Annotated in this window: 1 protein-coding gene; it reads right to left on the minus strand. The window is 36.2% G+C overall.

Features of this window, described 5'->3' with window-relative positions:
• Window positions 1-500: 50S ribosomal protein L25 (locus ACRCJ0_RS18660; protein ID WP_431391691.1), on the minus strand; the 500-nt coding region annotated here is incomplete at its 3' end.
• Between the last annotated feature and the right edge of the window lie 86 nt (window positions 501-586).

The following is a 586-nucleotide window of genomic DNA, read 5'->3' on the forward strand; positions in this document are numbered from 1 at the left end:
GTTACTAATTCAATATCGCTAGCAAGTTTTAAGTCACCAGCAGTTACTGAGTCACCAATAGCTAAGCCTGTAACGTCAACTTCAACTGAATCTGGCGCAGTTGCTGGGTCAGCAACAACGTTAATTTCAAGTGTTGTCGTAGAAGCTACACCTTCTTGATCTGCTAAAGCATCTTCGTTAACAATAACGATAGATAATGGCATTTCAAGTTTTTGACCTTTTTTGATTGCTTGTAAAGAAATGTTGTAGATAGTTGGTTTCAACGCTGATTGTGAAATTTCACGTACGTAAACTGTATGTGTCTTACCATCTAACTCTAAATCAAATACTGAGTTAAGACCTAATTCACGACGAATTTGTTCTACATCAGATACTGACAATGAGATGTTAATTGGATCTAAGTCACTTGCGTACACAACGCCGGGAACTAAGTCTTCTTTACGTAATTGTTTAGCTGCTGAAGTACCAGCGCCATCACGTTTTTGAGCTGTAAATTTCATTCGAATACCTCCTGAGTATATACGTTTGTATTTACGTTTCCTACAATTTAAAAATTTAGAAACACACTTAATGTTAACATATATGA

It is taken from the genome of Aerococcus sp. L_32, assembly GCF_050689315.1.